This is a genomic window from Psychrobacter jeotgali (assembly GCF_904846315.1).
Lineage (GTDB): Bacteria > Pseudomonadota > Gammaproteobacteria > Pseudomonadales > Moraxellaceae > Psychrobacter > Psychrobacter jeotgali.
The window spans coordinates 2,751,585-2,777,974 of record NZ_CAJHAF010000001.1 but is presented as its reverse complement, the minus strand read 5'-3'; the positions used below and the strand labels follow the sequence as shown (position 1 = coordinate 2,777,974).

Annotated in this window: 18 protein-coding genes; 9 read left to right on the top strand and 9 right to left on the bottom strand. The window is 44.0% G+C overall.

Translation table 11 applies throughout. From position 1 onward, the window contains the following. Nucleotides 1-135 precede the first annotated feature (135 nt). Nucleotides 136-495 (top strand): outer membrane protein assembly factor BamE, encoded by a 360-nt coding sequence (locus tag JMX18_RS11530; protein WP_201588340.1) that lies wholly within the window; start codon nucleotides 136-138, stop codon nucleotides 493-495. 50 nt (nucleotides 496-545) lie between these two features. Here JMX18_RS11530 and JMX18_RS11525 read toward each other — a convergent pair whose 3' ends face one another. From JMX18_RS11525 to JMX18_RS11510, 4 genes are all read right to left on the bottom strand, one after another. Then, nucleotides 546-929, bottom strand: coding sequence for an RnfH family protein (locus JMX18_RS11525; RefSeq protein WP_227674650.1), 384 nt, complete (start codon nucleotides 927-929; stop codon nucleotides 546-548). Next, nucleotides 917-2,062: a hypothetical protein gene (locus JMX18_RS11520; protein WP_201587836.1), complete on the bottom strand. Its 1,146-nt coding sequence runs from the start codon at nucleotides 2,060-2,062 to the stop codon at nucleotides 917-919. Before JMX18_RS11520 ends, JMX18_RS11525 begins: the two co-directional genes overlap by 13 nt. Before the next feature lie 264 nt (nucleotides 2,063-2,326). Continuing rightward, nucleotides 2,327-2,995, bottom strand: a complete 669-nt coding sequence (locus tag JMX18_RS11515; protein ID WP_201587835.1) for a c-type cytochrome — start codon at nucleotides 2,993-2,995, stop codon at nucleotides 2,327-2,329. 367 nt (nucleotides 2,996-3,362) lie between these two features. Then, the gene (locus JMX18_RS11510) at nucleotides 3,363-3,698 is read right to left on the bottom strand and encodes a c-type cytochrome (protein WP_201587834.1); all 336 of its coding nucleotides are present in this window, start codon (nucleotides 3,696-3,698) and stop codon (nucleotides 3,363-3,365) included. A 400-nt stretch (nucleotides 3,699-4,098) separates the two neighbouring features. On the opposite strand from JMX18_RS11510, the gene yihA reads away from it, so the two are divergent. Then, nucleotides 4,099-4,830, top strand: a complete 732-nt coding sequence (gene yihA, locus JMX18_RS11505; RefSeq protein ID WP_201587833.1) for a ribosome biogenesis GTP-binding protein YihA/YsxC — start codon at nucleotides 4,099-4,101, stop codon at nucleotides 4,828-4,830. Between the two features lie 254 nt (nucleotides 4,831-5,084). Here the strand turns inward: yihA and JMX18_RS11500 are convergent, their stop codons facing one another. Together JMX18_RS11500 and JMX18_RS11495 are read right to left on the bottom strand one after the other, a co-directional pair. Beyond that, a complete protein-coding gene (locus tag JMX18_RS11500) occupies nucleotides 5,085-5,828 on the bottom strand; it encodes an HAD-IA family hydrolase (RefSeq protein ID WP_201587832.1) in 744 nt (247 codons plus the stop codon). After that, nucleotides 5,821-6,864 (bottom strand): RluA family pseudouridine synthase, encoded by a 1,044-nt coding sequence (locus tag JMX18_RS11495; RefSeq protein ID WP_201587831.1) that lies wholly within the window; start codon nucleotides 6,862-6,864, stop codon nucleotides 5,821-5,823. Before JMX18_RS11495 ends, JMX18_RS11500 begins: the two co-directional genes overlap by 8 nt. Before the next feature lie 968 nt (nucleotides 6,865-7,832). Here JMX18_RS11495 and JMX18_RS11490 point away from each other — a divergent pair. Continuing rightward, nucleotides 7,833-11,864 (top strand): Rne/Rng family ribonuclease, encoded by a 4,032-nt coding sequence (locus JMX18_RS11490; protein ID WP_201587830.1) that lies wholly within the window; start codon nucleotides 7,833-7,835, stop codon nucleotides 11,862-11,864. Between the two features lie 114 nt (nucleotides 11,865-11,978). Here the strand turns inward: JMX18_RS11490 and JMX18_RS11485 are convergent, their stop codons facing one another. Then, entirely contained in the window at nucleotides 11,979-12,911 is a 933-nt protein-coding gene (locus tag JMX18_RS11485) for a DUF808 domain-containing protein (RefSeq protein WP_201587828.1), read from the bottom strand. 493 nt (nucleotides 12,912-13,404) lie between these two features. On the opposite strand from JMX18_RS11485, the gene JMX18_RS11480 reads away from it, so the two are divergent. From JMX18_RS11480 to JMX18_RS11460, 5 genes are all read left to right on the top strand, one after another. Beyond that, complete coding sequence (locus JMX18_RS11480) at nucleotides 13,405-14,283, top strand: DsbC family protein (protein ID WP_201587826.1); 879 nt, start codon at nucleotides 13,405-13,407, stop codon at nucleotides 14,281-14,283. A gap of 146 nt (nucleotides 14,284-14,429) precedes the next feature. Further along, the gene (locus JMX18_RS11475; RefSeq protein ID WP_201587824.1) at nucleotides 14,430-15,767 is read left to right on the top strand and encodes a homoserine dehydrogenase; all 1,338 of its coding nucleotides are present in this window, start codon (nucleotides 14,430-14,432) and stop codon (nucleotides 15,765-15,767) included. 192 nt (nucleotides 15,768-15,959) lie between these two features. Next, on the top strand, nucleotides 15,960-17,141 hold the full coding sequence (locus JMX18_RS11470) for a thiolase family protein (RefSeq protein ID WP_201587822.1): 1,182 nt from the start codon (nucleotides 15,960-15,962) through the stop codon (nucleotides 17,139-17,141). A 489-nt stretch (nucleotides 17,142-17,630) separates the two neighbouring features. Beyond that, nucleotides 17,631-18,479: a DUF2382 domain-containing protein gene (locus tag JMX18_RS11465; protein ID WP_201587820.1), complete on the top strand. Its 849-nt coding sequence runs from the start codon at nucleotides 17,631-17,633 to the stop codon at nucleotides 18,477-18,479. Between the two features lie 216 nt (nucleotides 18,480-18,695). Next, nucleotides 18,696-19,379, top strand: a complete 684-nt coding sequence (locus JMX18_RS11460; RefSeq protein WP_227674649.1) for a YsnF/AvaK domain-containing protein — start codon at nucleotides 18,696-18,698, stop codon at nucleotides 19,377-19,379. Between the two features lie 80 nt (nucleotides 19,380-19,459). Here JMX18_RS11460 and JMX18_RS11455 read toward each other — a convergent pair whose 3' ends face one another. Together JMX18_RS11455 and secA are read right to left on the bottom strand one after the other, a co-directional pair. Then, the gene (locus JMX18_RS11455; RefSeq protein ID WP_201587819.1) at nucleotides 19,460-19,990 is read right to left on the bottom strand and encodes a hypothetical protein; all 531 of its coding nucleotides are present in this window, start codon (nucleotides 19,988-19,990) and stop codon (nucleotides 19,460-19,462) included. A gap of 187 nt (nucleotides 19,991-20,177) precedes the next feature. Continuing rightward, complete coding sequence (gene secA / locus JMX18_RS11450) at nucleotides 20,178-22,982, bottom strand: preprotein translocase subunit SecA (RefSeq protein ID WP_201587817.1); 2,805 nt, start codon at nucleotides 22,980-22,982, stop codon at nucleotides 20,178-20,180. Between the two features lie 229 nt (nucleotides 22,983-23,211). On the opposite strand from secA, the gene mutS reads away from it, so the two are divergent. Continuing rightward, nucleotides 23,212-26,346: a DNA mismatch repair protein MutS gene (gene mutS, locus JMX18_RS11445; protein ID WP_201587815.1), complete on the top strand. Its 3,135-nt coding sequence runs from the start codon at nucleotides 23,212-23,214 to the stop codon at nucleotides 26,344-26,346. Nucleotides 26,347-26,390: the final 44 nt, after the last annotated feature.

Here is a 26,390-nt window from a genome sequence, read left to right as displayed (position 1 = left end):
GTATCATTTGTTCAAGATTGCCGGTGAGGCTGGCACTAATTGCTACTCGCTGTGCTTAACCCATTATTTATGAGTCACTTTATCATGATAAAGCCGTCAACATCTCGTACCTCAAGCCTATTATCACTCTCTTCCATGCGTAAGCTTTTGCTCACCACTGCTTTAGGCGCTACCCTTGGACTATCTGGCTGCTCTTTATTGAGTGTCTATAAGATAGATCTGCCACAAGGAACTCCTATAACCCAAACTCAAGCCCAAAAATTACAAGTGGGCATGAATCAAAACCAAGTGTTGTACCTACTAGGCAGCCCTGCTATTAGAGATACCCTCGCGCCTAACCGCTGGGACTATATTTATGATTATAAAGCAGGAACAGAAGGCGAGCGTAAGGGTATCGCTGATGTCAAAAATGCCAGCCAACATTTAGTTATTTATTTTGATAATAATGGCTTGGTCAACCGTATTGAAGGTATTGAAACTCTACCGGTTTCTTAAGTTAGCATCTTCTATTGGCTAATAATAAAGAAATGCTTTTAGCGAATAGGTTATTTGGCCTTACTTTTAGTTAAGCGCTGAGCCATTGGATCAGCGCTTAAACTGCGATAGACTTCAATACGATCTTGTGCCTGCAGCTGATAACTGAGCGGTTGCTTTTTGGCATAGATACCCACATGCCAGCGTTTCGCTGCTGGCGTCTCGATGCTTGCTACTTGCTCACACCACGATGCCAGATCTGGAAACCGTATTAGCCAGCCTGCTTGGGCAAGCGCTTGGTACAAGGTAGCTCCCTTACTAACTTGTAGCGACTTATAATGCTGCTTAGTTGCAGTTTCAGCATAAGCAAGATATACCGTGATAGAGGTTGATGAGCGCTCATGCTCATTAGCTGAATGATCTGTTTGCGTTAATTCTGCTGCTAAGCTAACCACTGCATCACCCAACCTATCAACGCTAATATCAATGCTAACGGCACGATCAGACGAATAGCTATGCGCCATAGATTGTAAAATGCTTCATTGCCAAAGTTCAAAGACTTACGTAAATGGCTAATCTTCATTTTCCAACCAGCAAATACCGATAGTAGTAATACCGCTATAGTGCTAATGACAACCAATAACCCAACCAGCCAGTTAGTGGGTATAGCGATGACTAATATAATAGCTAATATAAAAGTTATGATTAAGCTGACCAGTAGCCCGAACTTATGTGATAACTGCTGGACGCTATAATGGAGCAAATAGCTAGCGACGAATACCACGCCTACCCAGTACAATAACTGGCTAATAGGCGTCAAAGTTAAACCACTAATAAGTAGCGCTATAACACCCACTACCAACTGTAATATCCAAATAGGAAGCACCAGCTTGGACGCACGATACGTCCTAGACTTAGCAGAAGCTGGCAATCTAGACGTAGCATTATAACGCTCACCTTCTACGGCCGTAACGGTTTGCTTGGTTACCAGATGCTGACTGAACCAATATAGCCCTGTACCAGCGCCAACGCTAACTAGTGCTAGAGCTACGGCCCGTGCCCATTCACTCAAGCTAATGGCGGTCATAGCGAAGCTAATCTGCGGTAAACCGCCTAGCAGTCCTACTAATAGACCAATAACCATCAAGCCAAGGCCGATAGGAAGTGGTGTTACACCCAATAAGCTGAGTAACACAGCAATGACCATCAAACCACCTGCTATCGCAAAGCTTGGCACCGCAGGAGCACTATTAAGCTCGTTCAATGCTGACAATATACCAACGCCTGCACCCGATATAACTAGCGCTGCGATGATAATAGAGACCAGCGCTGCCAGCCAACCAAAGCTACGCCATAAGGGACTGGTATCAGCCTCTCGAGTCAGCTTTTGCATACCTGCTAGCGGCTCATCGACACTACGATAAGCAAGGGCAATCTCGGCATAGACGACTGGCAATGAAACCAACACCATCGCTAAAAGCCAGAGTAACCAAAAATCAATCTCACCAATAGAAGCCGGTGCAAACCAGCGAAATAGTAATAGCGGCAATAAAGCCGCCATAAAATAAGAAGCATAGCGGATCATCATAATCTTAATCCAAACGGTCTAAAGTTTATAATAGGGGCTGTTTAGTCAAAACAATAAAAAGCAAATAGATTGAGCGCAGGTTATCATAATTTCTTATAGTGTTACCGTATTATGGTACAACAAAACCATTCCTAGAGGATATACAGCTATAAAAAAACCCCGATAACGGGGTTTAATGACTAGAGTTTATTAATTGGCTGTAGTAGCTAATATCTAGTAAATGACATCAGAAAGCCAGCGACGTAATAAAGCCGGTCAATCGGCTTAATGAAGGGCGCTTATATAGTCTGATAAAATACGAATATCACGATCTGACAGTCTTGCCGCTACGGTCTGCATCATGCCTTTTTCGCCTTCACTATCCGTGTCATTAACCCGCTTTTGGTCATCACTAGCAATATCGTCTTCACGGCCAGCAGCACGGAATAGTTTCAACTGATTAGCAACATATTCAGCATGTTGCCCACCTAGACGTGGAAAAGCCGCCCACTCATTACCAGCAGCATCTGGACCATGGCAACCAGCACAACCGATCACACCACGAGATTTATCACCACCCAAATACAGTTTAGTTGCCGCTTCAGCAGTAGCAGGATTACCTAGACCTACACTCCAAATGGGCTGCTCAGAATAGTATCCTGCCACATTGGCCATATCTTGCTGGGACAAGTTAGCAACTTGTGACTGCATAATACCGTTTTTGCGCAGTCCAGTTTTAAAGTTTACCAATTGCTTATAGAGATATCTAACGTTCTGTCCACCCAAGTTGGCTTGAGCGGGAATAGCACTCACTCCATCTACACCATGACAGGCGGCACAGACGGTTTCAACGATCTGTTTACCAGCATTGACATCATATTCAGGAACAGTAATAACAGCATGCGTGCTAAAACTTGCAACACATAAGCTGGCGGCAGCGATTAACTTTTTCATTGATATGAATCCTACTAACTCGACGTAAGTATTGTTTAAAGTGATATTGACTTAGAGTAATAGTACTAATGAGTACCCACAGCATGCGCTACGTCAGCCTACTATTTAGCAAGGTGATTAATGTATTTAAAGGTCTCAATCTCGTAGAGTCCAAAAGCACTTACTGACATCAGGGTTTATTTGCAATTATTATAGCAAGACTTTATAGAATTTGCCTACTTAATCGTAGCATCTAACGGTTTTTATATCTAAATAGGGCTATTTACATTGCTTTTAGGCGGATGTAAAAAAAAGCAAAAAGCGCATAAAGTTGATTAAACTTGCGCTTTGGTAAATTTAAACAGACTGTTGCCACTTATTTTACTTACTATTTGCTCATATATTCAATCAATTTACGATAGTCTTCATCGCTACAGTTATCACACAGCCCGCCTGCTGGCATTTGAATCATACCGCCTTTAACAGACTCAACCAGCGCTGGCATACCTTTTTGCTGTATCAGTTGTTGCCATTTAGCGCTATCGCCTTTTTTAATGGCGTTCAAGGCGCCACTATCATGACAAGCAGCGCAGGAATTATCGTAAGTAATTGCAATATCAGCTGCTAGGGCACTATTAACCATAGCGGTGCTAAATACAAGCGCGGCAGTAGTGCTAACCAAAGCGCGGCTAGTTTTAGCTAAAAAATTCTTTACAGAGCGCATAATGTACCTCCTTTGGTCAGCTTGTTATAAAGTTATTTCAGTTTTACCATCAATTAGTCGCTTTATTAATCAACTTAAGATCTACTAAGTGATCAATAGTTAGCTATTATTAGCATAGCGAGCTCTTCAAAGTATTATTGTAACAATTTATGTCATCTATTGCAGCTTATAGATTAAAAATAGTTGATATCGATCAATAATTGACCATCTTACCTTCACTAATAACTTTCACTAAGCGGACACTCGTTTTAATGTTATGCTGTTATCTATATGATGTTAAGGACGGTTTTTTCAATAGTCCATATAAATATCGACATTTGCTCTCAAAGCTTTTGTAGTTATAAATACTGCCTAAATCTCAACCCATCTCTCCCTATATTTGAATGTTAATGAGTTATTTATGAGTACCCCACCTAAAAACACCAGCGCTGAACAGGCCGAATTCAACACCAAAGCCCGTCAGCGCATTCAACAAACCGAATTTATGACCTCAGCACCCACTTTTCGTCTCTGTCCTCCTGATGAGGGCTTAGAAGTGGCTTTTGCTGGCCGCTCAAATGCAGGTAAGTCCTCTGCTATTAATGCGCTAACCAACCAGCGTCAACTGGCACGCTCCTCCAAAACACCGGGGCGCACTCAGATGATTAACTTTTTTAGCATTGGCGATACTGATACCCGTTTGGTTGATTTACCCGGTTACGGCTACGCAGCGGTACCGCTGGAGATGAAAAAGGAGTGGCAGGTTGAGTTAGAAGAATATTTGGTATCACGCTCAAGCTTAGCGGGCCTAGTACTCCTTACTGACATCCGCCATCCGCTAAAATTCTTTGATGAGCAGATGCTGCATTGGGCAAAAGACGGTGAGCTACCGGTACATATCCTACTTACCAAAGCAGATAAGTTTAAATATGGTGCGGCTAAAAATGCGCTACTCAACACCCGTCAACAGCTCAAAAAGCTAGATCTACCTTGCACTATCCAGCTGTTCTCAGCGCTTAGAAAAGAAGGTATTGACGAGCTGGCCGGAGTTATGGGCCGCTGGTATGATTATAAACTTGGTGAACAAGCGCCTGACGACGCCGATACTAAGCTAGAAAGTACTAAACTAGAAAATACTGAGCTGAAAGACTAACTGTAATATTAGAGTGCATTGAAGCAAACAGGGTTTATCGCTAATCGTGATAAACCCTTTTTTAACGCTATATTATTATAGTTAACACACTTTAATATATAGTCAATGCCAAATAAAAATGACATATTCAGCCACGTGCCACTGGTATTCATTTTACTTGCGTGCTGTGTCGTTGCAGCCAGAGGCTGCGCAAAATTAACACCAGTAGCACTGAGTTGTAACATTTTTAAAGTGACTCAACTATAGGTACTACTCTAGGCAGTTAATAAGTCAGCTAGCTCAGCTGGCGTATCGACTTGATAAGTCGGCTGCTGGGCACCCAGCTCGGTGCTACTAGCGGTGCCGTAGTTCACGGCAATACTGGTCATACCGAGCGCTGTCGCCATTTGAATATCATAAATACTATCACCAATAAAGACCGCATCAGCAATAGACTGCTGAGTATAGTCTAAGATATCGAGTAGCATCTGCGGATCAGGCTTGGAGCCCGATTCATCAGCACAGCGGGTTATGGCAAAGTAGTGCTGACTATTGGAAGCTTCTATGACTCGATCCAGTCCCATACGCTTTTTGCCGGTAGCCACTGCCAATAGTTTATCCTCATTTTTTAGCGTTTTCAGCATAGTATCTATAGGTGCAAAAAATGGAGTTCGATGACTATTGGCAATATAATAATCGGCATAACTTTGTTGGATTTTCTGTTCTTGCTCAGGAGTTGCTACAGGATAAAGGATTTTAATCCCTTTGATTAAGCTTAACCCGATAATACCTTTTACTGCCTCGTCGGTGGTCTGGAAGCCATGCTGCTCGCCAGCAATGTGCATAGACTCAACAATCAAGCCTATAGAATCCATTAAGGTACCATCCCAATCAAAGATAATCAGCTTTTTGTCAGCCAAACAATGAGAGCTTAAGCTATGAGAATCCGAGCTATGAGTCTTTGGATAATTGGTAGGGATAATCGACGATTGGGGCTGAGTGATATTGCTTTTAGTCATTATTACTTTTGGTAACCTCTGGCAGTTCAGTGTTTTCAGGTAGCATTGCCGCTATATCCTCAGGTAATGGCGCAGTAATCACTTCATAACCAGGGATATCTAAGCGCCAAGCATGCAAGCACAAGCGGTGCGCGCCCGATTTATCTTGCGGATTATATTTATCATCGCCTAATATCGGATGACCGATATGCGCCAGATGCACCCGAATCTGATGCGTGCGTCCGGTCAAGGGTTTGGCTTCTATTAAGCTTACCGGCTGATTACCAACGGTAAAGCGGCTGTGTACCACAATGTCGGTTTGGCTGTCTTTACTTTGCGGGTCTTGCGCATCTACCTTAACCCGGCGCTCGCCGCTCGCTAGGGTGAAGCGCAGCAACGGCGCATCGATACGCTGCTCACCCATCGCAGGCTGACCTTTTGCTATACATAAGTAATGCTTTTGAATGGTCTTATCAACCAGATGTTGCTGCAAGTCTTTTAGTGCCGAGCGTTTTTTGGAGATCATCAGTAGCCCAGAGGTATCTTTGTCGATACGGTGAATAAGCTCAAGATACTTTTTGCCAGTAACCTCGCGCATGGCTTCTATCACCCCAAAATCAAGCCCACTGCCGCCATGGACGGCTATACCTGAAGGTTTATTGAGCACTATTAAACCATCATCTTCATAAACCACGCGCGCCAGCAAACTCTTAGCAAAGTCGTTACTAATAATAGGCTTATCGCGAGTCGCTAGCTGTACTGGTGCAATGCGTACCACATCCTCACGCTGCACTCTATCGTGGGCTTTACAGCGTTTATTATTGACTCGAATTTCATCCGAGCGAATCATTTTATAGACATGCGCTTTTGGCAAGCCTTTGAGGCGATTAAGTAAAAAGTTATCCAAACGCTGATCATGTTGATGGCGAGTCACTTCTAAATAATTAACTTTTTCAAAGTTACTAATCTCGTCATCAGCGCTTTGAGGGCGGGTTTTACTATTGAAGATAGCCGGAGCTTCATGAATAGGTTTATCGTTGGTTGTTGAATTCGTCATTTTTAGTTAGGTATTTAGTCAAAGATTTGTTATAGTTTAGCATGTTGAGCGCCGATGACGATAATGTTACGCGTCTCATCCGACTATAAAGCAAGATATTTGCTAATAACCAGACCCATTTACTCAGCATACGCATAATAACGACTTGATTTGTTTAACCCTTTGGTTTGTATAACTATTTGGTTAATCGTCATTTAGGTCAGTGCAGTTGAGCAAGTAGGAGTCGTTTAGGGTCACTTTAATAGCTGCCTAAATACAGCCTATGTGCTATATAAGTATTGGCGGTCAAACAGATTTGACAGAGGATAGTGAAGCTTACCTATCTTCTAATACAGTTGATGTGAACAATGAGAGCATAATACCGTGCTAATGAGCCGGCCTTTTATTCTGTTTGCCAAGTACGCCCCGCTAATGAACAGTGTAGTGATAAAAACCGAAACGACTAACCCTATAATGAATGTTGTACCTTTTGGAATAATAAATAATACTCTATCTATAAATGCTACAAGTAATTTGCATAACCTAATAATGTCTTACAACCATTATAGTTAGACTTACGATTATAGTAACGTTGTTGATAGATTTTTATAATTTAGCTGTGACAGCATGACCCACTTTTAGGAAATTTTAGTACCAACCAGTACTGACAATCAGTACCGAGCATCAGTATCTTCAAATAGTATGACTCTATCGCCACGCTTACCACGTATAACGACGAGAGCTGAACTATCAAAGATAACCGCCATAAACAGCAACTATAAATACTGATATTTAGGATTAAAATTTAAGAGTAGCCATGCGCTAGATGTTATAAAAATGCAGGTCCTCAAGCACAATTTATAATGGCTTGAGCGCTTTATTATCCTCTATGTAATAACATTTCAGTGCTAATACTCATATTAGCCTTACTTGCCACTGTGTCATAGCACCCATTTTGTCGTGATTATGCGTACTCATAGGATACAAATATGAAGCGCATTTTAATCAACGCTACTCAAAACGAAGAAATTCGTGTCGCCTTATGTAAAGGCAACCATCTGTATGATTTCGATCTTGAAAATCGTACCCGTGAACAAAAAAAATCCAACATTTATAAAGGTCACGTGACCCGTGTCGAACCCTCGCTTGAAGCAGTATTCGTTGAATATGGCTCACAGCGTCAGGGTTTTTTGCCTATCCGTGAGATTTCAACCGAATACTTGAGCGGTAATCCACGTGATGAAAACATCAAAAAGCTCATTAAAGAAGGCGACGAGCTTATCGTGCAGGTCGAAAAAGAAGAGCGTGGTAATAAAGGTGCAGCGCTATCTACTTATGTGTCGCTCGCTGGTCGCTACCTTGTACTGATGCCCAACAATCCGCGTGGCGGCGGTATCTCACGTCAGATATCAGGCAAGCTGCGTGAAGATATGAAGCGCATGCTCAGTAACCTTGATTTGCCTAAAGGCATGAGCGTCATCATTCGTACCGCTGGTATTGGTAAGACTCAAGAAGACTTACAGCATGATCTAAATCACCTGCTCAATATCTGGCAAGCCATTCAAGAACAAAATAAAAAATATCCTTCACCGCGCTTGGTGCACCAAGAAGCGGGCGTGGTTACGCGTGCGGTACGTGATTATCTGCGTGATGATATCAGTGAGATTTGGATCGATAACGAAAACGCTTATATTGAAGCGGCAGGTTTTATTGATGCGGTAATGCCGACCCAGGCTGAAAAGCTGCGTAAATATACCGATTATGAGCCGATGTTTTCTCGCTTTAATATCGAGAAGCAAATCGAGACCGCTTATCAGCGTGAAGTCCGTTTGCCTTCAGGCGGCTCTATTGTGATTGACCAAACCGAAGCTTTGGTCTCTATCGACATCAACTCAGCTAAGTCGACCAAAGGCTCAGATGTTGCTGAAACCGCTTATCATACCAACTTAGAGGCGGCTGACGAGATTGCACGCCAGCTACGCCTGCGTGATATGGGCGGCCTAATTGTCATCGACTTCATTGATATGAATGACAATAAGAATCAAAAAGAAGTCGAAAAACGTCTGATTGATGCCACTAAATACGACCGTGCCCGCGTCCAGTTTGGCGATATCTCCAAGTTTGGGTTGATGGAAATGAGTCGTCAGCGTCTACGCCCCTCATTAGAGGAATCAACAGGCTATATCTGCCCACGCTGTCATGGTAACGGTATGATTCGTGATTTGCGCTCATTATCGTTGTCGATTATGCGCCAAATCGAGCAGATCGCCCTAAAAGAGCGTCAGGGTGAGGTTCAAGCCGAAGTACCGACCGATATTGCTGCCTTTTTGCTGAACGAGAAGCGTGATAGCCTGGTTTATCTAGAGCAAGATAGTGGCACCCGTATTACTATTTTGCCACACGCTCATCTTGAGTCGCCTAATTTTAAATTGCACTTTAATCGTGATGGTTTTGCGCCCTCAAGCTATGAGCGTATTACCGATACCCAGCAGCAAGAGTATAGCGATTTGGGTTATGATGTTGACTGGCAAACCGCTGAAAAAGAGCGTCCAGAGCAGCAGCCTACCCGCCAACCACGAGCATCCTCTACGAAGCAGGACAGTCAGTCAAATAGCCACTCAAACCACGAGCCTAGCGGGGGACAACAAAACCAGCGTCTTGAAAATAGTAGCGCCGTAACTTCAGTGCGTGCGACCGTGCAAGCCACTCAAAATCAACAGCAGCATAGCGCTCAGACGCCATCACCAAAAGTGCAACAAAACGCTCAAGCTGTGAGCGCAGCTGCTCCGGCTGCAGCCCAGCCACAAGCCGTAGCTTGGTTGTCTAATTTATTTGCTCAAGCCCCACAAGCGCAGACCGCTCACAGCGTAAGTAGCCGTGAAGCTGCTGAAGCTATCGAGGCTATTGTAAACACTGGCGCTCAAAGTCTAGGCTCATTTGGCCAAGTCGATAATAGTGCTTTAACTAGTAGCCCTTTAACTAGTAGCCATAGCACAGCGGCGCAGCAAGATGATGCTCAACAAGCACGCCAACATACGACTCAAGGCACTAGTGAAGACAAAGACGAAGATAAAAATGACGATAAGAGAAAGCGTAAACCCCGTAAAACCAGATCATCAAAACCACGTCAAAGAAAAGATCAGCGTGATGACAGTCATCGAGTAGCTGATAGCAGCAGTGCTGATAATGGAACCAATGGCACTAATGACTCCAAAAATACGGGTAAAACTGATAGCCAAGACGATAGTCAGCACAAACGCGACGATAATAAACGCAGTAATGATCGCCAGCGTAACAACCGTTATGACAATAAGCGTCAGGACTCTGGCGCCACTGATACCAATGGTCAAGATAGTAGCGACGCTGATGAGCATACTCGTAACAAACGTAAGCCGCACAGCAAGCGTCCTTCACGTGGTACTCTGGAGCGCGGCGAAACTTTAGACAGCACTGCTAAACAAGGTGAAACCCAGACTACTGCTGATAGTAGCAAAGCTAAAGCCAGCACGCGTAGTCAGCAAGACCCTAATGAGGTAACGCTGCAAGTTAATGAGTCTCCCGTTAAGCTCAAATCTCCAGAAGTGGTCCATTTGTCTTTGGATGATAGCAAGTCTGAGAACCAGCCTACTACTGCAAAGCAGGCAGAGGTGAGTACAGATGAAGCTGCCAATAAAACACCGTCTGATACTCAAGATGATAACAGCGGCGCTCGTTCACCTACAGATGATAAAACGTCTAGTGCTGAGCAGCCTGTCTCTACAACGGCTACTAAGGACCAAAAGGAGGATGCTTCAGCAACTGCTAAGTCAGCACCTATGTCTACAACATCGTCTGAAACCCAGCAGGTCAGCGAGGAGCAAAAGCAGGAAACGACTGTTACTAGTCCGACTGTTACTGACGTTACTTCTAAGGAAAACGCCAGTAAAGATAGCGATGATAAAGAAGATAAAGGGAGCAGCGAAAGTGGCAAGCCTGCAGTTGAGCTTACTCATGAGGCATTATTTGCGGCACGCTATATTACTGCCGATAAATATGGGCAAGCCAGTAATGACCCACGCGTAGTACGTCATCAGCAACAGCAGGGCGTTCAAACGAACGATGCCAATAAAGCTGATGTAGTACCAGCTACGGCCGGTATTTCTACTCTCCGTGGTACGGTCGGCGAGTTTATTCGTGCTACGCTTCAGGATGCGGAAAACCAATTAGCAGATAATGGCGTCATTGGTAGCTTTATTGCCGCAATGACGAGCTATTCTCAGCCAGTAGAAGCGCCTAAGCAGGCCGACGCTGATGTCTTTGATTTTAGCAACTATGGTTATCAGCCCCTTAGCGCTGATTATCTAGCACGCTTTAGCGCAATGACTCAAGCGGTCAGCCAATATGCGGCGCCGCAGGGCAAAACTGAGGTGACACCAACAGCTATAGGCAAACGTGCTAGCAATGATCCACGTGGTCAGCATCCTGATTATGATACGGATGAGCCGCAGCAGCAAGCCACGTTGACCCTTCCTGAGGTGCAGCCCGGTCTAAAGGATGCTCAGCAAGAGGTAGAAGAGACTACTACTGTAGCCGAAACCGCCGAGGTGAGCACCGAAGATCAAGGGTATGAGCAGCAAAATGACGGCAAGCAGAACGCTAGCGAGATTGATGCTGATGAAACCCAAGCTGACGCTCTGACTAGTGCAGAACAGGCGAGTGATATCAGTACTGAAAGTGAGGAGCTGCTAGAGGCTGATCAAGCCAATACCAGCGATGACCAAAGTGCGCAAGATGACGAGCCTACAAAGGATGATAGTCAATCAGCGAAATCGAAAACCACTATCGCTAGTTATAAAAACATGATCGAAAATGTGGCTGAGCAATTGCTACCACAGACCAGTATGTTTAATCTAACTACACCGAAAGTACAGTCAAAGGTACCAAAGGCGCGGAGCCGCAAGCCTAAAGCTGAGCATAAAAAACCAACGCAAGCTGAACAAGCCGAGGTAGATAGCTCAGACAGTGATAGCGGAGCTGATTAGTAACGCTACTCTTATGCTTCAAACTAAAGAAAGCCCCGCATATCAGTTGATATGCGGGGCTTTTAATTGGATATAAGGCATTGTTATGGAAAATAATGAGTAACTAGTAAGCTACTAATGAGCTACGGATTCATCACCGCTGCGGACTTTACTAATGAGGTTAATAATAGACAAAACAATCACCCCAACGATTAGACCAACGATACCCTGTAATAACATCGTTACTAACCCTTCTAGCAATCCAATCTGATTGGCAATGCTTTTTACAATATTATCCAAATAACCAATACCGTGAGCAATAATACCGCCGCCCACTAAAAACATAGCGATGGTACCAGCGATGGATAAGAACTTCATGAGTTTTGGAGCAGCAGCGAGCATAAACTCGCCAAGCTTACGCTTACTCTCTCCTGCTTCTGATTCTTTAATCAAATGCAGCCCTGCATCATCGATTTTTACAATACCCGCCACTAGACCATAAATACCGACTGTCACAACTAAAGCAATAATAGATAGCACAATCCCTTTTTCTAATACTGTTCCGCCGGTTGCCGTTACTGCTCCTAAAGAGATAACTAAAATTTCAGCGGATAAGATAAAGTCCGTACGAATAGCGCCTTTAATCTTACTCTTTTCAAACGCTACCCTATCTTCATCTTCAGCATTGGCGGTACGCCGTGCTTCATGCTCCTCGTCATCTGGAAGTAAAGTTGGCCAAAACTTGTGGACTACCTTTTCAGCACCTTCATAACTTAAAAACAGACCACCGATCATGAGTAAAGGGGTGATAAGCCAAGGTATAAAATAGCTGATTAATAACGCAGCTGGCACCAAGATGAGCTTATTTACAAATGAGCCTTTGGTAACCGCCCAGATGACTGGCAGCTCTCGGCTTGGTTTAACCCCTGTCACTTGCTCAGCATTCAATGCTAAGTCATCGCCTACTAGTCCTGCTGTTTTTTTTGCTGCTACTTTGGTCATGACCGAGACATCATCCATTAATAGGCTTATGTCATCGAGCAATAGTAATAAACTGCCACTTGCCATTTTCGCTCCTTAGCATGGATTTAGGTAGATAACCTTATTATAACGGCTATATTACTATGTGTTTTATTCGCTTATTAGCCTTAGCGTACCTAGACAAATGATGATATGACATAGTATAAATGTATCTGATTTACTATAGGCCTTTACTATAAACTTTGAACACTAAGTATTGCTCAATCATCATCTTAATGTGCAGCTTAGGGTGGTTTATTATAATCTAGGTTTTACCCGTGATTTATAAAACATGCTAATATAGGAGGATTTATTTTTATTCATTAGCTCTTTTTATAGCGCTCTCATTATAGATAGTAAGTTAATAGATAGTTATTCATCAAATAATTACTTATCAAACAGTTACTCATAAGATAGTGATTTATTACCCTCATTATCCAAACCTTTATTGCAATAATAGTTATATTATCGCATGCGTAACTCTCTAGCATTATCTAGCAGATATACTATTATAGACGCGCTTACCCATAGGAAAAGTCATATGTCCTTATCGCATTTGTTTAAACCCAAAACTCCTGCAACCCAACTTATAAGCTCGAATGCTTCTCATAAAAAGCTAACTCGAGGGCTAATGAGTGCGCTGTTGGTTATAGTAGCCGCAGGGTGTTCAAATAATGATGCTGACGCTATTAATAGTAGTACTGATATTGTGAGTGATTCACAGAAAGCCAGCGCACCAAGCGTCACTACTGCTGACAGCGATCAAGCGGTGGTCCAAGCTTTGCAAGCAAACTTAAGTGCTTCTGGTATTGAGGAAAACATTGTCTCTGCAGTACCTACTGAGATGGAAGATATCTACTGGGTGACAGCTGAAGGCCTGCCTTCGTTCTTTACGGACAAGTCTGGTAAGCACATTATTCAAGGACAAATAGTAGCTATTGGATCAGATGAACCTGTCGATATCAGTGCTCAACTGGTAGCGCGTAAGGCGAAAGATGCTTTAAAAGCAGTGGATAAAAAAGATATGATTATCTACCCCGCCAAGGGTGAGACAAAATCAGTCATCTATTCTTTTACGGATGCAGATTGCCCGTATTGTACCCAGCTTCATAAAGAGATGGATGAAATCAACGCTTTAGGCATTGAAGTGCGTTATTTGGCTTGGCCTCGTAGCGAAGCCAGTGTGCCAAAAATGCAAGCGATCTGGTGTAGTGAAGACCGTAGCGCTGCCATGGATCAAGCCAAAGGCGGCGCTAATGTTCAAGCGCCGAGCTGTAACGATCCAGTTATAGAACAAATGGCCTTGGGCGCCAGACTAGGCGTACGTGGCACCCCAGCTATCTTTACCGAATCAGGGCAACAAGTGGGTGGTTATCTTCCTGCAGAACAATTGGCTCAAGCCGTGGGTATTATTCAATAACTATAAATACTGATCCGTTGCCATATTGAGTAGACGGCACTAACGCTTGTCGGTATGATACGATAGAGCGTTATAGGCGATCAGCAGCATAGCCATTTTTTATATCTGTTTACTTTTATTCAACTATTTAACCTCCTGAGGATACTGTGAGTAAAACCATCAAACTAGCGATACTTGGCCTAGGTACTGTCGGTACTGGCGTCGTCAACTTAATCAACGACAATCTAGATGAACTTAAGCGTCGAAGCGGACGTGACATTGTGATTACTGAGGTGGGTACCCGCCGTCAGCGCGATGATATCGATCCTGCTATTATCCAAAACCATGACTTGATGGCCACTGCTGCCAGCGATAATGTCGATATTGTCATCGAAGTCATCGGTGGCACTACCCTCGCTAAAGATGTCATTATGCACGCTATTAAAAATGGCAAACACGTGGTGACCGCTAACAAAGCCTTGCTAGCTGAACATGGTAATGAGATTTTTGCGGCCGCTGAAGCTAATAATGTTCACGTAGCTTATGAAGCGGCAGTAGCTGGCGGTATTCCTATTATCAAAGTTATGCGTGAAGCCTTGGCGGCTAATAAGATCGATTGGTTGGCGGGTATCATCAACGGTACGGGCAACTTCATCATGACTGAGATGCGTGACAAAGGTCGTCCTTTTGCGGATGTACTAAGCGAGGCGCAAGAGCTGGGTTATGCAGAAGCTGATCCCACCTTTGATGTCGAAGGTATTGATGCGGCTCATAAATTAGCGCTGCTCGCCTCTATCGCCTTTGGTATTCCGTTACAGTTTGACAAGGTCTACTGCGAAGGCATTACGGGTATTACTTTGCAAGATGTCAATTATGCCGAAGAGCTTGGCTATCGCATCAAACACGTAGGCTTTGCTGTCCGCCGTGAAGGTAGTAATGAGCAAGACGCTAGCACTGGTATCGAGCTACGTGTCCATCCCACCTTGATTCCACAAGATACGCTATTGGCTAATGTTAATGGCGTCAAAAACGCTGTATTGGTCAACTCTCATCCGCTGGGACAAACCCTATATTATGGTGATGGTGCCGGCGCTGGTGCTACTGCCTCTGCGGTAATGGCTGATGTAATGGACCTAGTTCGCGTTTTGGGTAGTAACGATCATGATTATCATGGTCATCATGTGCCACATTTAGCTTTCGTTCCTGAGCAGCTCTCCAATACTCCAATATTACGTGCCGAACAAATGATTACTGGTTACTATCTGCGCGTTCATGCTTATGACAATCCTGGCGTATTAGCGGATATCACTCGAATTCTGAGTGATGCAGGTATCAATATTGATGCTATTTTGCAAAAACCTGCCCATAAAGTGGGGCAAGTGCCAGTGATTATCTTGACTTTACCAGTGGTGGAGAGTCAGATGAATTTAGCGATTGAGAAAATTGAGCAACTTAAAACCATTACCGATAAAGTAGTGCGTATTCGTTTAGATGAGCTAGCTTAGTTCAGCCTGTGCTTTGTAACAGCCATCACCACCGAGTAGTCACTTGATTTTTGGCTAATGGGTGCGCATTATAATAATACTTTGCTAATCATATACTCGTACCTATACTTAACTTAGTTCCTTATGTGTTCAAGATTCAATTTATTAAGTGCTAAGCTTTTAATCAAAACAGATGAATAAGGAAAAATAACGATGTCAAAAGATGCAATTGTAATACTTAATGGTGCTCGTACTCCGATGGGCGGCTTCCAAGGTGTTTTAAAAGACGTTAATGCCGCTGATTTAGGCGCAGCAGCTATCAAAGCGGCTGTTGAGCGCTCAGGTATTAATGCTGAGAAAGTCGACGAAGTCATCATGGGCTGTATTTTATCTGCAGGCTTAGGTCAAGGCCCTGCTCGTCAAGCTATGCGTAAAGCAGGTTTGCCTGATGCAACCGGTGCTGTCACTATTAATAAGCTATGCGGCTCTGGTCTAAAAGCGGTCATGCAAGCCCACGACGGTATCAAAGCAGGTAGCTTTGATGTTGCCGTAGCAGGCGGTATGGAATCTATGACCAATGCCCCCTACATCTTGCCCGGTGCACGCGGTGGTTACCGTATGGGCCATAAAGAAGTCAAAGATCATATGTTCTTAGATGGTCTGGAAGATGCCGAAACGGGTAAGCTAATGGGTCAGTTCGCTCAAGAAATGGCCGATGAGAAAGGCTATACTCGTGAGCAGATGGATGAATTTGCAATTGAATCCCTCAACCGTGCGCTTACCGCTATCAAAGACGATCACTTTAAAGATGAGATCACCCCGGTTACTTTTGAAACTCGTAAGGGTGAGAAGACTGTTGATACTGATGAGCAGCCAGGACTAGCTAATGCTGAGCGTATTCCTACTTTACGTCCAGCCTTTGCAAAAGACGGTACTATCACTGCCGCTAATGCCAGCTCCATCTCCGACGGCGCTGCCGCTGTAGTCGTGATGAAAGAGTCACAAGCTAAATCTGAAGGTCTTGATTACCAAGCACGTATAGTAGCAACGGCTTCTAATTCGCGTCACCCCAGTGAGTTCACTATTGCTCCTATTGGTGCTATCGAAAAGGTGCTGGCTAATGCCGGTTGGTCAGTCGAAGATGTAGATCTTTGGGAGATTAACGAAGCTTTTGCAATGGTTACCATGGCTGCAATGGATGAATTCAAGTTGGATCATGCTAAGGTCAACATCGAAGGCGGCGCTTGTGCGCTTGGTCATCCCGTTGGTTGCTCTGGCGCCCGTATCTTGGTGACTTTGATTAATTCGCTAAAACGTACTGGCGGCAAAAAAGGTATCGCTACCTTATGTATTGGCGGCGGCGAAGCAGTGGCAGTAGCTATTGAACTTGCTTAGCTAAACCTTTAATACTGTAGATTGTTAATAAACCAATAAACCGCATTATCTTTGGATAATGCGGTTTTTCATTTTGTGCTCTAGGAAAACTAACAATACCTTTACCTGTGTAAAAAAGCGTTAACTTATGCGCATGCGATGTTATAGCACTTACAGCCCATTACACGGATTTACCTCAGCCGAACACTTTGCTACCTCGTTTATATATCCTAGTCAAAAAACGGATGCTACTATAAATACAAGTTAATGTAATAGCAGATGAATCAAATGCAGTCCAACGAATAATATTTTGCTAAATCATTTGAACCTTTGGCTAGTTAGACTAACTAAAGGACAACCAATATTAATATACTATTTCATATTAGTTAATATTGGCATCGAGTTACATTTGACGACATATTTATAATTAGCATTCTTATTTGATGCTATTGTTTTGAGTTTAAATTCTAATTAATAACATTCACTTACTCATATAAAAGGAAGACAATAATGAGCCAACTAATCCGTTTAAGAGATATTCAAGCTACCCACCGTGACCTAATTGGTGATGATTACTATGATCCAACAGACAAGGTTGCTTACGGTGTTAATGAAGAAAAAATCGGTAAGATCGAAGGAGCTTTAGTAGAAGATACTACAGGTCGTATTCGCTATCTGATTGTAGATGCAGGTGGTTGGTTCAGCTCAAAAGAAGTTCTAGTTCCAGCAGGTCTAGCTCGTATCGTTGGTGATGATGTGTTCTTTGATAGCTTAACTAAGTCACAAGTAGAAGCTATGGAAGAGTATGACCACGACTATCAGTACAGCTATAAAGAGCAGTATGAAAAAGATCGCCAAGCCTTTGTTGCTGATACCGTTCCTACAGAAGAGCGTATGGAAATCACTGACACCGCTTATGATGCGCCAAATACTCTTGAGTTACTAGAAGAGCGTCTAACTGTGAATAAAGACCGCATTGTAGCTGGTCTAGTAAAAGTAGGTAAGCATGTGGTGACCGAAGAGCGTAACGTAGATGTTGAGCTTGAAGAAGAACATGCTCATATCGAACGTACTAACGTAGACCGTCCGACAGATCGTCGTATTGGTGATGTTGATGCTACTGAAACGGTTGAAGTTGAGCTTGAAGCAGAACGCGCTCGTGTCGGCAAAGAAACTTATGTTACTGAAGAAGTTAACGTAGGTAAAACTACCGAACGTCATACTGAAACTATTGTTGAAACTATTCAGCGTGAAGAATTGGACGTGGACCGCGACGGTAATGTAGTTGACCGTGAAGGTAATATTGTTGACCGTGATGGTATCACTGCAGAAGATGTACGCCGCGCTCGTGGTATGTAAGAAGCCCGTTTATTATTGACTAATATCTTTTATAACTAGCTATAGTTAATAGATATTAAGATAATAGTAATAAGCAGTTGAGTGATATTACTCAGCAAATTAAGGCCAGAGCTCGTCTCTGGTCTTTTTTTGTCAGAAGAATATAACCTATTGATTTTGATAGGTGTAACTTCTTTTACCTGTCTTATACCCATGCATATAATAAGGAATTTAATTATGAGTATCGATAACTCCAAAAATCCAATGAATAATAATCCTCTAAATAATAATGGTGATAGTGCTAAAAAAATCGCTGACCACACTGCTGATAACAAATTGCCAGCGCCTGATAGCTTGACCACCGGTAACACTCATGATCAAAAAGACACCCTCCGAACTGAGCAAAATAAAACTGGAAATCAAACAGCCTCTAAACGTAAAGACGGCGGCTATTTAGAGCTATTAGAAGAGCGCCCAGTAATCAATAAAGAGCGCTTAGATATAGGAAAAGTGACTGTTACTAAGCATACACGTACCAAAACCATTGATGTTCCCATTGAGCTGGTTGAAGAATATGTCACAATAGCTACCGCTTATAATGATGCTGAAAGTCAAGATTTGCTGTCAGGTAACTATGATGATAAAGATATATTACGTCACGTTGAACCCTCATTAGATAGCAAAGCAGTAGTAACCATCAACGGTCAGCAAGTAGAGATTAGTGATGAGCCGGTTGAAATCGTCATTTCAAGACAAGTAGCAACCGTCACTAAAGATACTTATGCTATTCAAGAAGTCGAGATCAATAAAACCACCCATACTCACACGGATACCATTCAGGTTGAGCTCAAGCACGAAGAGTTAGATGTAAAAGAAGAAGGCTTTTTGGAGCATGAAGCAACGCGCGTTCAACAGAAATAAGAATTTTTTATAATGCTTAAATCATAAAAATTAGCCATAAAAAAAGCAACATTACGTTGCTTTTTTATTTTTCATAAAATCTATTGAGTCTTCTTACACTCATAGACATCGGGATCAGCAGCACCTGCGCCGGCCGTACGCATTACTCCAGTTTCACGCCGTTCATGGGCAACTCGCCACTGGGTAAAGCCCTCGCCGCCATCAAGAGCGGTTTGAACCTCAAACACTTCAGGGTTAGTACCGTCGTTGGTCTGGACCAAGGTAACTGTACCATCTGTGGTGCCCAAAATAACTTCATTACTATCGTCGTTATAGGTCGCTTCAACTTTAAATTCAGGTGAACATAGATAAGTTACTTGATTGATGCTTGTATTCACCGAAGCTACGGTATCCTCTCCTACTTCATTGAATGTTGTATCATCAACCGCTATAGCTGTATCAGTAGGCTCTGCCGGCTCTGCTGACATCGGTACTGATTCCTCGCTATTGATACTATCGTCTACGCTAGCCTCTGGCTCTTGTTGCTGACAGGCGCTGATTGTCATAGCACCCGCTAATAGGCTAGTAATAACCATCGATTTTTGTAATTTTTTTAGTGACCCTAAGCTCATGCTACTCTCCTAAATTCAAATATTAACTGCTTTATTCAGAATAAAATACTATAGCTGGTGCATTTATTTACGCCTATGCTGAATTTGTAAATAATGATAATAACCGCTAACTCATATACTAAACACCATAATGCCCATAACTGCAAGCAATTATAGGCATTATGTATTAGTAATTGATACCTTATAGCTATATTTTACCGTGGCACTGTTTATATTTAAGGCCTGAGCCACAGGGACAAGGAGCATTACGGCTAATATTCATGCCCGCATAAGGATCAGGCTCGCCTTCTTGAGCACCGCCCGCTCCCGCTGCTGCTACTCCGCCGGCGAGATTGACTTGCATCTGCCCATTGGTACGTGTGCCCGGGTTTTGATTGCGCGGTGTTGGCTGGGTCTCGCCAGCCAAATTAGCCACTTCATTGTGCTCAAACTGCATTTGCATGCGCTCACGATCTGCCCGCTGCTGCGCCTCTAAGGCTTCCAGCTCTTCTTTGGTTGGAATATGCACACGTGATAGATCCTGCACGGTTTCTGACTTAATGGCGCCCAGCATCATCTGAAACAGCTCAAACGATTCACGTTTATACTCTTGCTCAGGGTTCTTTTGGGCGTAACCACGTAGATGAATACCTTTACGCAGCTGATCCATCTGGGTTAAATGCTCTTTCCAGTGCTTATCCAAACTTTGCAGCATAAAGTGACGCTCAAGCTGAGCTCCATCTTGCTCGCCCATTTGTTCACGGCGTTCATGATAACGAGCTAAAGCCGTATCAATAATTTTTGCACGCAAACCTTCTTCGTCGAGACGACGGTCTTCATCAAGCCAATCATTAATCGGCATATAAAGCTTAAACTCTTCCTCAAGCTCATCCTCTAGTCCATCGATATTCCATTGGTCATCGATAGAGCCTGGTGGAATGAACTGATCGATCATGGCGTTATAGACCTCACCATGCATAACCTCGATCGCCTCTAGCAGATCGGTCTCGGCAAGCAAATCATCACGTTGGCTATAGATAACTTTACGCTGCTCGTTCGCCACGTCATCATATTTCAATAGATTCTTACGAGCATCAAAATCGCGGCTCTCAACTTTACCTTGAGCGTTTTCAATCGATTTTGAGACCATTTTATGCTCAATAGCTTCATCTTCTTTGAGACCCATAGCGCGCATCATATTGACCACACGGTCGCCGGCGAAGATACGCATCAAATCATCTTCGAGAGATAAAAAGAAGCGTGACATTCCGGGGTCACCTTGACGACCGGCACGGCCGCGCAGCTGATTATCGATACGGCGTGATTCATGGCGCTCAGAACCAATAATATGCAGGCCACCAGCATCAACCACTTGATCATGCTTAATTTGCCATTCAGCTTTTAAGCGCTGCATCTCCTCAGGGCTGACATTGTCGATGTCCTCGATAAACGACTGCCAGTTACCGCCCAAGATAATATCGGTACCACGGCCCGCCATGTTGGTAGCGATGGTAACCGCTTTTGGACTACCCGCTTGAGCGATAATCTCCGCTTCACGCTCATGCTGTTTGGCGTTTAACACATTGTGCTTAATGCCTTCTTGATCAAGCAAATACGACAACTCTTCACTGGCTTCAATCGTCGCTGTACCTACCAGTACCGGCGCTCCTTTGGCCTGAATCTCTTTAATCTCGCGGATAATACCTTTGTATTTGCCCAGTTTAGTTAAGAAAATCTGATCATCCAAGTCAACCCGAGCAATCGGCATATGAGTAGGAATGACAATCACGTCCAAATCATAGGTTGACTTAAATTCTGCCGCTTCGGTATCGGCAGTACCAGTCATACCTGAAAGCTTGTCATAAAGGCGGAAAAAGTTCTGGAAAGTGGTAGTCGCTAGCGTCTGGTTCTCTGCTTGAATCTCAACACCCTCTTTGGCCTCTACTGCCTGATGTAGACCTTCAGACCAACGACGACCCGGCATGGTACGGCCGGTGTTTTCATCAACGATAACCACTTCACCGTCATCGACGATATAGTGGACGTTTTTGACAAAAATATGATGCGCTCGAATAGCCGCTTGGACGTGGGCTAATAGTGGCAGGCGGGTAGGACTATATAAACTCTCGTTTTCACCCAATTCACCGACTTTAATTAAGAAGCGTTCAATCTTCTCATAGCCCTTTTCGCTAATCTCAATTTGACGGTTCTTCTCATCGATCCAAAAGTCTTCATCTTCGTTTTCTTTATTGGCTTCTTCGTCTTTTGAGCGTTTGAGCAGCGGAATAATAGTATTAATCAGCGCATACATCCGCGACGAGTCTTCAGCTTGACCTGAGATAATAAGCGGTGTCCGCGCCTCATCGATAAGAATAGAGTCAATCTCATCAATAATACAAAAGTTCAGCGGACGCTGCTTTTTTTCGCTCAGGCTAAACACCATATTATCGCGTAGATAATCAAAGCCGTATTCGTTGTTGGTACCGTAAGTGATGTCCGCTTGATAAGCATCGACCTTTTCTTGCGGCGGCTGCTGTGAGTAGATCACCCCAACCGTCAAGCCCAAGAAGTTAAACAGCGGACGGTTTAAATCGGCATCACGGGCAGCTAGATAGTCGTTGACGGTAACGACGTGCACACCCTTGGCGCTAATGGCGTTAAGGTAAATCGCCAAAGTCGCCATCAAGGTTTTACCCTCACCGGTTTTCATCTCGGCGATTTTGCCTTCGTGCAAGGTGATACCACCGATCAGCTGCACGTCATAATGACGCATACCAGTAATCCGTAATGACGCCTCACGACAGACCGCAAAAGCTTCGGGCAACAAGGCATCTAAGCTCTCGCCCTTTTGGAAACGCTCTTTAAACTCTGGAGTTTTTTGTTGTAATTGTTCGTCAGACAGCGCTTGTATACCAGCCTCTTGGGCATTGATCTTGGTGACCACTCTGCGCATACGTTTGAGTTCACGGTCATTTTTGGTGCCAACCACACTGCCTACAATCTTTGATAACATAATTTTTTAACCTATGGAAATATTCGATAATTAAAGCGTGTAAGCCAACATTTAACCTGACGTTTTATTATCACCCAATTAAGTGTGCCGTTATTATATATGGTTATGGCGCCGATGGATACAAGGGTAATAGTCAGATATTTGGCGACGTAATATAAGGGTGTGTCTGTTAAAATAGGGCTTATACTGCTATTAGCTATCCCCTATTCTGTATCCTATGAGAGCCTGCATGACTGTTAAGCAAGTTACTGAAAACCCTGATTTATCCACTAATACAGCGACCGAACCTTTAAAGGTAGGTAATAGCGTTTATGACTTGGCGCACCATACGCCGATGATGGTGCAATACCTAACTATGAAAGCCAACTATCCGAACGCTTTGTTGTTATACCGGATGGGCGACTTTTATGAGCTGTTCTTTGATGATGCCAAACGCGCCGCGCAAATATTAGATATTACTCTCACCCGCCGTGGCACCGATAAAGCGGGCAATACCATCGCTATGGCTGGGGTGCCTTTTCATGCCGCTGACAGTTATATGGCACGGCTGATTGCGGCGGGCGAAACCGTAGTCGTCTGTGAGCAAATCGATGAATCAGCTGACACCACTAAACAAACGGCTAACTTGCCACTGATGGCCGATAAGCAAAAAAAGGACAGTAATAAAAGCGGTATCATGCGCCGTGAAGTGGTCAAAACTTTGACCGCTGGCACCATCACTGATGATGCATTAATTGCGCCAAACCAAACTCCGACCGTCGTTGCTATCGATATTCATATTCCTAAAGCTTTTAGCAAGCAGCCGCTACAAGCAGCTATTAGCCAACTGGACTTGGCAGCAGGGACTTTAACCACCCAAACCCTGATGGCTGCTACCGATAAGCATAATGATAATGACGCTACCGAAAGCCTGCAAGCGCAAATGCTGACAGTATTGGCGCGCTTTGCCCCTAGCGAATGTATCGTTAGCGAAGGCCTCAGTGACGACATCGGCGAGGACTGGCTGATATGGCTACGCCGTCATCTCGACTGTCCTATCATCGAGGTGGCAGCTAACGACTTCCATCCCGATCATGCTGCATCGACACTTTGTAAACAGTTTGAAGTACAGCGCCTTGATGGTTTGGGTATTAGTGAAGCGCCGCTGGCTCAATCGAGCTGTGCGGCATTAATCCATTACGCCAGACAAACCCAGCAGCGTCACGTGCCCCAGGTCAATCGGCTCATCAAAGAGCATAGTGACGACTATCTGATTATCGATGCGGGCAGTCAACAAAACCTTGAGCTCTTTACCCCCGTCAGTAGTAACGGTACGGCGCTGATATCAGTACTCAATCATTGTAAAACGCCCATGGGTAGACGTTTATTAATTCAACAAATGAAGCGTCCCTTACGTCAACACAGCCGCATCAATCAGCGTTTAGCAGCGATTAGTAATTTATTAAAGGTAAATCAGCTTAATCATTCCCTTAATCACTCTTTTAATCAAGCGCTCTCACATAACGCTGTAATCGAGCAGTTGCGTGAGACGCTCAATGCTATTGGCGATATCGAACGTATTAGTAGCCGTATCGGTCTGATGAGCGCCAAGCCACGCGACCTACGCAAATTGGCTGAGGGTATTGTCAGTAGTAAGCAGCTCAACGACTTATTAATAGAAGCTGGGATTAATCCGGATCAAAGCGGTCTATTGCCGATGCTGATGCAGTCACTGCCTGCGCAGTTGCCCAGCGTACAAGCTGTCGCCGACTTGATTGAGAATGCTATTATCTCGGAGCCGCCCGCTCATATCCGTGATGGCGGCATGCTAGCGGCAGGGTTTGATGCCGAGTTTGATCGCCTCACCCACCTGCATGATAATATCCAAGTCACCCTCGATGAGATGGTAGAACGCGCCCGCCAAGATAATCAATTACCCAGCCTAAAGGTTGGCTTTAATAAGGTCAGTGGCTTTTATTTTGAGCTACCTAAAATGCAAGCTAAAAACGCTCCTGCTCACTTTATCCGCCGGCAAACTCTTAAAAACAGCGAGCGTTTTATCACTGATGAATTAAAAACGCTCGAAACTGACTATCTAAGTGCGCAAACCTTAGCGTTAGCCCGTGAAAAGCAGCTTTATCAGCAGCTACTAATGACACTTGGTGAGCATTTAAGCGAGCTTCAGCAACTAAGTGCCGCAGTTGCTCAGATAGATGTGCTTAGCAATTGGGCGCAGCTGGCGGTCAGTTATCATTGGCAACGTCCAGTTATGACGGGTAAGCTAAACCATGTTGAGCTGGAAAATGACAATCGACAAAACTTTCAAAAAAGCTCATCACCAAATCAGCCACAAAATCAGCAACAGAATTTACAGCAACATCAGCTTAACTTGCCAGATTATGATTTAAAATCGCAAAACCAAACCTGTATCGATATCAAACAAGGACGTCATGTGGTGGTAGAAGCCGCTCTAAACCGTGCGGATAATAACAATATTGAACACCATCGCCACTTCGTTGCCAATGACTGCGCCCTCGGTAGTGTCGATCATCCTGAACGCTTATTAATGATCACCGGCCCCAATATGGGCGGCAAATCAACCTATATGCGCCAAACTGCGCTCATCATTTTGCTGGCGCATTGCGGTAGTTTCGTCCCAGCAGAGCACGCTTATATTGGCGATATCGACCGCATTTTTACTCGTATTGGCTCAGCCGATGACTTGGCTGGCGGCAAATCGACCTTTATGGTGGAGATGATAGAAACCGCCAATATTCTCAATCAGGCTACTGATAGATCATTGGTATTAATGGATGAGGTTGGCCGTGGCACCGCCACCACCGATGGGCTGGCTATCGCTCATGCTTGCGTCAATCGATTGCTGGAGATTGGCTGCCTGACTTTATTTGCCACCCACTATTTTGAGTTAACTCAATTGGCCGAGCAGCATAAAGGCATTCGTAACGTCCACGTGGCGGCAAGCGAAATTGATGGGCAACTATTACTATTGCATCAAATAAAAGAAGGTGCTGCCAGCTCCAGCTTTGGGCTACATGTCGCCAAGATGGCAGGTATTCCCACTAAGGTATTAGAAGATGCGAAGCGTTACTTAATCGATAATCTCGCTACTGAATCGATAAAAACAACTGATAACAAAACCGAATTAGCTAAGTCAGTAAAGGATAAAGGCCAGCAAAGCTACGATCATCAAGGCACAGAAAAGCAGCAAGCAACCCACTCGCAAGCACTGATATCCGTAGACAATAGGCAACAAAACCAATTACTTAGCTTGCAGCGGCAGCTCGACACGATAGATCCTGATAGTCTAACGCCCAAGCAAGCGCATGATATGCTTTATAAGCTAAAACAACTTATTAGTCGTTAAAGGGGTTTGTGAAACTGGCATAAAAGCGCTAAAATATGCCTTAT